General features: G+C 69.2%; 1 protein-coding gene. It reads left to right on the forward strand.

Annotated features, from left to right (window positions below; translation table 11 throughout):
- The first annotated feature begins 246 nt into the window (after window positions 1-246).
- Window positions 247-1491, forward strand: a complete 1245-nt coding sequence (locus AB0M79_RS36305; protein WP_364223365.1) for an IS110 family transposase — start codon at window positions 247-249, stop codon at window positions 1489-1491.
- Window positions 1492-1507 lie beyond the last annotated feature (16 nt).

The following is a 1507-nucleotide window of genomic DNA, read 5'->3' on the forward strand; positions in this document are numbered from 1 at the left end:
CGCTCATTGGTGCACCCTTGTCTCACTCGAGCTGATGTTGGTTCGAGTGCACCGGTGACCGTCGGGCCATCGCCCAGCTCGCTCGACCTTCGAGGTCCAGCGTGAGTTCTGCGAGGCCCGGCGGCCCGGGACACCCCGACTGGCAACAGGGCTATGCGCCATCGAGCGCCGCTCAATGAGCGACCGGCAGTGGTGTCCCGAAACCACCAGGTGCTTCCCCACTGGTAGCGCAGCGGAGAGGCAACCATGAGTGTGACCGACACCGCCGCGCCGGCGCGAGGGAACTCGGCCGGGGTGGACTGGGCCAAGGACGACTACACGGTCTGCGTGGTCGACGCCGACGGTGAGCCGTTGGAGCGGCTGACGCTGAAATACACCAAGACTGGCCTGAGACGGCTGATCGACCTGCTCGACCGGCATCGGGTGGACGCGGTCGGCATCGAACGCCCGGACGGGCCGATCGTAGATGCGTTGCTGGCCGCCGACACGACCGTGTACGTGATCCCACCCTCGCAGGTCAAAGCACTGCGCCGACGTTACGGCTCGGCCGGGAACAAGGACGACCGGTTCGACGCCCATGTCCTGGCCGACACGGTACGCACCGACCGACGCCGGCTGACCCCGCTCGTGCTGGACAGCGAGACAACCACCGGGCTGCGTAAGCTGTGCCGCGCTCGCAAAGACCTGGTCGCCCACCGCATCGCGGTCGCCAACCAGCTGCGCGCTCACCTGACCACAGCGCTGCCGGCCACCGTCCAGCTGTTCAACGAGATCGACTCGTCGATCAGCCGGCAGTTCCTGACCCGGTTCACCACCCAGGACGCCCTGGACTGGCTGTCGCCCAAACGCCTGGCCGCCTGGCTGAAGAGCGTGAGCTACTGCGGCCGCGCCGACCCAGCCGTGCTGCACGCCCGCATCAACGCCGCGCCTCGCGGCGCCACCGGTGACCACGGACAGACCCTGGCCGGCATCACCCGCGCCTACCTCGCCACCCTGGCCGCCATCGTGACCCAGATCGACACCCTCAACCAGCAGATCACCGCTGCCCTCGACCTGCACCCCGACCGGGACATCTTCACCAGCCTGCCCCGCTCCGGCACCGTCCGCGCCGCCCGGCTGCTCGCCGAGATCGGCGACGCCCGCGGCCGGTTCCCCACCCCAGCGTCCCTGGCCTGCCTCGCCGGCGTCGCACCCTCGACCCGCGAATCCGGCAAAGTCCGCATCGTGGCCTTCCGCTGGGCCGTGGACAAACAACTGCGCGACGCCGTCTGCGACTTCGCCGGCGACAGCCGCCACGCCAACCCCTGGGCAGCCAACCTCTACACCCAAGCCCGCGCCCGCGGCCACGACCACCCCCACGCGGTCCGCATCCTGGCCCGCGCCTGGCTGGACATCATCTGGAAGTGCTGGACCACCAACACCCCCTACGACCCGGACCGCCACCGAGCCCTCCAACACCTGCTCACACAAGATCATCAGGTGGCGGCTTGACACAGGGCAACTCACG

It is taken from the genome of Polymorphospora sp. NPDC051019 (genome assembly GCF_040683055.1).
GTDB lineage: Bacteria > Actinomycetota > Actinomycetes > Mycobacteriales > Micromonosporaceae > Polymorphospora > Polymorphospora lycopeni.